Here is a 6,158-nt window from a genome sequence, read left to right as displayed (position 1 = left end):
CCTCGCCTTCGACGCCACGGGCGGCGGAACGCTGGCCAGCCAGATCCTCAACGCCATGGAGGAGGCCGCCAGCGCGACCGCGGCGGAGTACTCGCGCTACGGGTCGAGCACCCACAAACAGGTTTACATCTACGGAGCGCTCGACACCGGACCCACGGTGCTCAACAGAAACTTCGGCATGGCTTGGGGCGTCGGCGGGTGGCTGCTCACCTGGTTCCTGCAGACCGCGGGTGCCGAAACCCTCGGCCGGCTGCGCCGGCGCGTCGCCGCGGAACTCACCACCACATTCGCGAGCAACTACACCCGCGAGGTCACGCTGGCCGGCATGCTGCATCCCGACGCGTTCAACGGCTACCTCCGGCGCGCCACCGGGGAAAAATTCCTGGTCACCCCGCACGCCGGCGGCTGACCTGTGGAGCGAGTGACGGGACTCGAACCCGTGTATACGGCTTTGCAGGCCGCTGCCTAGCCGCTCAGCCACACCCGCACGAACCGTCACCCTGCCAGGACGGCCCGTCACCGCCCAGCGTTTTCCTCGGCCCGATCCTTTTCCCTCGGCGACAAGCCCGGCGCCGGCGGCTAAGTTACCGGGTATGTGGGTTGGCCGCCGGTTCGGCGCTGTCCTTTCGATCCTCACCGTGGCGGTGCTGCTGGCGCCTCCCGCCGGGGCGCAACCACCGACAAAGCTCGCCGACCACCTCACCGACAGCAGCGGGGTGCTCACACCCGCCGACCGCGCGGCCGTCAACGCCGCCATCGACCGGCTTTACCGCGACCGCCACACCCAATTGTGGGTGGTCTACGTCGACAACTTCTCCCGGTTCCGGCCCGACAACTGGGCCGACCGGACCCGCAGCACCAGCGCCATCGGTGACCGGGACGCGCTGCTCGCGGTGGCCACCAACACCAAGCTGTACACGTTCACCGCGTCGGCGCAGAGCATCTCAGCCGACGACCTGAACAGTCTGCGTAACAACAAGATCGAGCCGGCGGTACGCGCCAGGGACTGGGCCGGCGCCGCGGTCGCCGCGGCCGACGGGTTGACGACACCCGCAACCGCGGCCGCGCCACCGCCGAGCCCGCCGGAACCCGCGTGGAATCCGCAACAGCCCCCCAAGCCGCCCTGGGTGACGATCGCCGTCGGTGCCGCCGCCATCCTGCTCGCCATCGTGGTGCTCGTCGTCGTCCTGCGTGCGCGCGGCCGGCGCGCCGGCCCCGGCGCGGGACACGCGGACGCCCACGCGGCCGGCGACCCGTTGTCGCGGGCGCTGTCGACCGCCGAGACCCGCCTGCGCCAGATCTCCGACTACGCCGCCCGGCATCACGACGCCCTCGGCGCCGAGGCGCGGGCCCGGCTCGACGCGGCGAACGGCGAACTGGCGGCGGCGCGGGAGGCGGCGGTCGGTGACGGCGCCGCGGCGATCGCGCACGCCAACAGCGCGTCGACGCTCTTGGCGGCGGCGCGGGAGGCGGCGGTCGGTGACGGCGCCGCGGCGATCGCGCACGCCAACAGCGCGTCGACGCTCGCCGCCGAGGCGCAGACGCTCGCCAACGCCGACGTCGCGGCGGCGCACCGGCCGCGGCGTCGTGGGAGCGCCTCCGCGAAGCGGTGACCGGGGGACACGCCGTCGCGGTGTCGCCGCAACCGCTAAGCTGGCGCATATCGTGTAGTGAGCTGGCGCTCATATCGTCGCATTAACGTCGCGAATCAACGAACGACTTTGATTGTCAAGCGCATTGCGGCGCGGACATGCCAAACGCGTAAGTATGGCGCCGATCAGGAACGCACCAATCACGAGCGTCGTTAACCGACAGGGTGGCCGCGCACAGCGAGACGGTGCCGCCAGGAGCAGCACCAAGGCCTGACAACGCAGATCCACGGGGGGAACCATGGCGATCACGGACATTCCGGCATTCGCCCACTTGACCGACGCCGACATCGAGAACCTGGCCACGGAGCTGGACGCGATTCGTCGAGACGTCGAGGATTCGTTGGGGGAGCGTGATGCGCGCTACATCCGTCGCGTCGTGGCCACCCAGCGCGCCCTCGAACTGGCGGGCCGGGTGGCCTTGGCGGCCAGCTCCAAGCGAACCGCGTGGTGGGCGGGAACCCTGACCCTCGGTGTGGCGAAGATCCTCGAGAACATGGAGATCGGCCACAACGTCATGCACGGGCAGTGGAACTGGATGAACGATCCGGAAATCCACTCGACCACGTGGGAGTGGGACATGAGCGCGGCGTCGAAGCACTGGGTCGCCGCCCACAACGTCGCGCACCACAAATACACGAACATCCTCGGCATGGACGACGACGTGGGTTACTTCGTCCTGCGGGTCACTCGCGACCAGCCGTGGCAGCCCTACAACGTCGGCAACCTGCTGTACAACGCCGCCCTGGCGCTCGGATTCGAGTGGGGGATTGGCCTGCAAACCGTCGACTTGGAGAAGCTCGTCGACGACGGGCCGGAGCGCGACATCGCGGCCGAACGCACCCGCGAATTCGTCACCAAGGCGGGCCGGCAGGTGGTCAAGGACTATCTGGCGTTCCCCGCGCTCACGGCGCTCTCGCCGGCAGCCACCTACACCTCGGCGGTGAAGGCGAACGCGACGGCCAACGTCATCCGCAACGTGTGGGCCAACGCGGTGATCTTCTGCGGACACTTCCCCGACGGCGCCGAGAAATTCACCGAAACCGATATGGTCGGCGAGTCGAAAGGGCACTGGTACCTGCGACAGATGTTGGGCAGCGCCAACTTCGAGGCCGGGCCCGTGCTGCGGCTGCTCAGCGGCAATCTGTGTCACCAGATCGAACACCACTTGTTCCCCGACCTGCCCAGCAATCGGCTGCACGAGGTGTCGGTGCGGGTGCGGGCGTTGTGCGACAAGTACGACTTGCCGTACACCACAGGCTCTTTCGCGGTGCAGTACGGCAAAACCTGGCGGACCATCGCCAAGTTGTCGGTGCCCAATTCCTGGCTGCGCGACACCGCCGACGACGCCCCTGAGACCCGCAGCGAGCGGATGTTCGACCGGCTCGAGCCCGGCTACGTTGCGGCCACCGGGGCGACCGGACGCCGCCGCGGGCTCAAGACCGCCATCGCATCCGTGCGCGACTGGCGCGCCACCAACGGCCGTCGCCGCGGCGCGACCCGGGTGCGCGCGTAACTCATCCGATCGAGTCGGCGCCGCGCTGACCCGCCGCTCACGGGCCGCCGCGCCAGTGTTCGATCCTGTGATGATCGGGGGCGAACCCGTGCTCGATGCCCCATAGGACGGCTTGGGTTCGGCTGCCCGCGTCGATCTTTCGATAAATCGTCCGGATATACGACTTGACCGTGTTGGGGCTCAGATACGTCAGCCTCGCCACGTCGGCATTGCTCTTGCCTTGGGTGATGAGGGCGAGGATCTCCGCCTCCCGATCGCTGAGCCCTTCGCCGCGCCCCGGCCAGTCGAGGCCCGGGGCGCTGCGCGCCCGCAGGGGGGCGTCGCTGATCACCGTCGCACCGGCGTGCACGGCCTCCAACGCGGCCACCAATTCTCGCGCCGGCAACGTCTTCGATAGGTACCCGTGCGCCCCGTGCCGCTGAGCGCTCGCGATCAGGTCAGGGTGAAAGTTCCACGTGTACACCACAACTCGATGCGCGCGTGGGTTGGCGACCAAAACGGCGATTTCGTCCTGATCCGACTCGGGCTGGGCGAACGAGTCGTACAAGACGATGTCGACGACGTCGTCGACGGGCATCGACGAGTCCAGCTCGGCGACCACCACCCGGTCGCGGTAGCGGTCGAGCATGTTCGCGACACCCATCACGACCACGTCGTAATCGTCGACGAGCGCCACGGTGATCGGGCGGGCTGGGGGCATGCGGGCGAGATTACCTCCCTAGGGGTGTATTACCACCCCCTTTCGGGTGGTCGACTTAAGTACGTCAAGCACACGCGCGACGGGTCTGCCATCGGACCGCAGATCTCAGCAGATCGGAAAGGCTCACCATGATCATTCTCGGCATTGTTCTCATCGTCCTCGGCCTCGTATTGCCCAGTCTGGTACCGACTTTCGCGTTCGCCCACCTGCTCGTCGTCGCCGGAGTGATCCTGTTGATCGTGGGGGTCGTCCTGGCCATTCTGGGTTCGGCCGGCCGCGCCGTCGGGGGACGCCGGCATTACTACTGAGGGAGCCGGCCCGCATCGGGCGACACGACGTCGTGCGCCCGATGCGGTCGCCTGAGTTTGGCCTTGTGCCGGCCGTGGCTCTGTTCTACCCTGAGTTAGGTAAGGGTACCCTAACTTTGGGAGTGACATGGACACCTTGACTTCCGCACCGATCTCCGACGTCTTAGCCCGGCTGTTCGACGAAGCCCGGGCCGCCGACGGGGACCTCGAGGCGCGGTTCACCGAGCTGGGCGACGGCCGTGACAACGCGATCGCGGAGCTGCTCGCGCGCGAGGCGGCCGACTACAAGGGGCTCTACCACGGTTTCGCGGACAATTTCCTGAGCGTGTCGGCCGAGTTCGGCCAATTCCTCTACATCTGCGCCCGGGCGCGGCAGGCCAGGCGTATCGTCGAGTTCGGCACGTCGTTCGGCATCTCCACCATCTATCTCGCCGCGGCCTTGCGCGACGGTGGTGGCGGTGAACTCATCGGAACAGAACTCGAGCCCGCCAAGGCGCGGCGGGCGCGGGAAAACCTCGGCGCCGCAGGGCTGGACGACCTCGTCGACATTCGGGTGGGAGACGCCCTGGAAACGCTCCGCGAGGACGTCGGCGACGACATCGACCTGGTATTGCTCGACGGGGCGTTCAGCCTTTACCTGCCGGTGCTCAAACTCCTTGAGCCGCATCTGAACCGGGGCGCCCTCGTCATCGGGGAGAATGCCGTCGACGAGTCGGGCGAGTACCTGGCCTACGTGCGCAATCCCGAGAACGGTTACCGCACCATCCCGCTGCCCTTCGACCGGGGCCGCGGTAACGAGATGTCGGTGCGCACCGCCTGATTCGCGCCCACCGGCATTGGCTACACCGGTGATTCGAAGTGTTCGCCGTGTTCGGGCGCGCACGGGCGGAGTCCCGGAGCGGGCGCGCGGCGCCCAGCGGTTAGCGTCGAACAAACCCACAGAGGGGACAGCGAATGGCGGGTGCTCCGAATTCAATGATGGCGGTGCTGGCGTCGATCGCGCTCGCCTCGGGCCCCGCGGCCGCCGCCGCACCCGTTCCCCTCGATCTCGCACCCGCGAAGATCGACGTCAGCGTCGCGACCGTGACCTACGACTGCGGGGCCCAATCGCCGATCAGGATCGTCGGGCAGGATTCGACGATCACCCTGACCGGGTCCTGCGGCGAGGTCGACGTCACCGGAATCGCAAATACCGTGAACCTGCCGAAGGTGGCCGTCATCAACGTCTCCGGTACGGGCAACCACGTCACCTGGGAGCAGGGGCCGGGCGGCGGCGCCCTGCCGCGCATCAGCAATCCCGGCGGAGCCAACGACATTCGCGGGCCCGGCGGCATTCAAATCCAAGCGGGCCGCGGCTGACGCTGGCCCTGATCGCGCGCTCGTGCCACGATGGCGGCATGGGTGACGACGCACCGGCATCGGAACGCGAATTCAACGAGCGCAACATCGAGGAGTTCCGCCGAAACGGCGGCAAAGTCGGCGGACAGTTCGAAGGTTTCCCGCTGCTGCTGTTGACTTCGACGGGCGCGCGCAGCGGCGCGCAACGGGTCAACCCCGTCGCCTACTTCGAGATTGACGGCGGCATCTACGTCGTCGGTTCCGCGGCGGGTCGGGACAAGAGTCCCGCCTGGGTGCACAACATCCGCGCGACCCCCCTCGTCACGGTCGAGATCGGCGCTGACCCGCCCAAACCCGCCACCGCGCGCGAATTGCCGCGCGAGGAGCGCGATTCCATCTATCGCGTCGTCGTCGAACGCGCTCCCGGCTTCGGCGAATACCAGGAACGCACCGACCGGGTGATCCCGGTGTTCGAATTGGTCTGGAACTAAGCGGACGCCGATTCCGCAACGTCGCGTCGCCGACCCGGGCACAATGAGGGACGCCGAAGATCGGACGACAACGAGATGAGGTCGGCGATGAGACAGGTGTTGCGGCGCTCGGCGGTCGGCGCACTGGCTCTCGGGCTCGTGGGGGTGCCGGGGGTC

Annotated in this window: 7 protein-coding genes, 1 tRNA gene and 1 pseudogene; 7 read left to right on the top strand and 2 right to left on the bottom strand. The window is 68.0% G+C overall.

Translation table 11 applies throughout. From position 1 onward, the window contains the following. Nucleotides 1-409, top strand: a pseudogene (locus tag A5714_RS21960) (NADH oxidase); the annotation flags it as partial. Between the two features lie 4 nt (nucleotides 410-413). Here the strand turns inward: A5714_RS21960 and A5714_RS21955 are convergent. Next, nucleotides 414-487 (bottom strand) — tRNA-Cys (locus A5714_RS21955). A 106-nt stretch (nucleotides 488-593) separates the two neighbouring features. On the opposite strand from A5714_RS21955, the gene A5714_RS21950 reads away from it, so the two are divergent. Further along, nucleotides 594-1,613: a YgcG family protein gene (locus tag A5714_RS21950; protein ID WP_068288813.1), complete on the top strand. Its 1,020-nt coding sequence runs from the start codon at nucleotides 594-596 to the stop codon at nucleotides 1,611-1,613. A gap of 277 nt (nucleotides 1,614-1,890) precedes the next feature. Then, nucleotides 1,891-3,165 (top strand): fatty acid desaturase, encoded by a 1,275-nt coding sequence (locus A5714_RS21945; RefSeq protein WP_068288810.1) that lies wholly within the window; start codon nucleotides 1,891-1,893, stop codon nucleotides 3,163-3,165. 37 nt (nucleotides 3,166-3,202) lie between these two features. Here A5714_RS21945 and A5714_RS21940 read toward each other — a convergent pair whose 3' ends face one another. Further along, nucleotides 3,203-3,865 (bottom strand): response regulator transcription factor, encoded by a 663-nt coding sequence (locus A5714_RS21940; protein ID WP_068288807.1) that lies wholly within the window; start codon nucleotides 3,863-3,865, stop codon nucleotides 3,203-3,205. A gap of 128 nt (nucleotides 3,866-3,993) precedes the next feature. Here A5714_RS21940 and A5714_RS21935 point away from each other — a divergent pair, with 128 nt between their 5' ends. The 4 genes from A5714_RS21935 (at nucleotide 3,994) to A5714_RS21920 (ending at nucleotide 6,002) form a co-directional block, all read left to right on the top strand. Continuing rightward, nucleotides 3,994-4,173: a DUF6131 family protein gene (locus A5714_RS21935; protein ID WP_068069790.1), complete on the top strand. Its 180-nt coding sequence runs from the start codon at nucleotides 3,994-3,996 to the stop codon at nucleotides 4,171-4,173. Nucleotides 4,174-4,300: 127 nt separating this feature from the next. Next, nucleotides 4,301-4,993: an O-methyltransferase gene (locus A5714_RS21930; RefSeq protein WP_068288802.1), complete on the top strand. Its 693-nt coding sequence runs from the start codon at nucleotides 4,301-4,303 to the stop codon at nucleotides 4,991-4,993. A 134-nt stretch (nucleotides 4,994-5,127) separates the two neighbouring features. Then, nucleotides 5,128-5,532 carry a DUF3060 domain-containing protein gene (locus A5714_RS21925; RefSeq protein ID WP_082959906.1) on the top strand — a complete coding sequence of 135 codons (405 nt, stop codon included), beginning with the start codon at nucleotides 5,128-5,130 and terminating at the stop codon, nucleotides 5,530-5,532. 38 nt (nucleotides 5,533-5,570) lie between these two features. Continuing rightward, nucleotides 5,571-6,002, top strand: a complete 432-nt coding sequence (locus A5714_RS21920) for a nitroreductase family deazaflavin-dependent oxidoreductase (RefSeq protein ID WP_068069786.1) — start codon at nucleotides 5,571-5,573, stop codon at nucleotides 6,000-6,002. The last annotated feature ends 156 nt before the right edge of the window (nucleotides 6,003-6,158 follow it).

Source organism: Mycobacterium sp. E2462 (assembly GCF_001672685.1).
Lineage (GTDB): Bacteria > Actinomycetota > Actinomycetes > Mycobacteriales > Mycobacteriaceae > Mycobacterium.
Note: the sequence above shows the minus strand (reverse complement) of the source record. Positions and strands in the feature narration are given on the sequence as shown.

Bases quoted from the DNA above. Each gene is read 5' to 3' on its own strand.
- A5714_RS21950 (WP_068288813.1), top strand. From the start codon at position 594: ATGTGGGTTGGCCGCCGGTTCGGCGCTGTCCTTTCGATCCTCACCGTG.
- A5714_RS21945 (WP_068288810.1), top strand. From the start codon at position 1,891: ATGGCGATCACGGACATTCCGGCATTCGCCCACTTGACCGACGCCGAC.
- A5714_RS21940 (WP_068288807.1), bottom strand. From the start codon at position 3,865: ATGCCCCCAGCCCGCCCGATCACCGTGGCGCTCGTCGACGATTACGAC.
- A5714_RS21935 (WP_068069790.1), top strand. From the start codon at position 3,994: ATGATCATTCTCGGCATTGTTCTCATCGTCCTCGGCCTCGTATTGCCC.
- A5714_RS21930 (WP_068288802.1), top strand. From the start codon at position 4,301: ATGGACACCTTGACTTCCGCACCGATCTCCGACGTCTTAGCCCGGCTG.
- A5714_RS21925 (WP_082959906.1), top strand. From the start codon at position 5,128: ATGGCGGGTGCTCCGAATTCAATGATGGCGGTGCTGGCGTCGATCGCG.
- A5714_RS21920 (WP_068069786.1), top strand. From the start codon at position 5,571: ATGGGTGACGACGCACCGGCATCGGAACGCGAATTCAACGAGCGCAAC.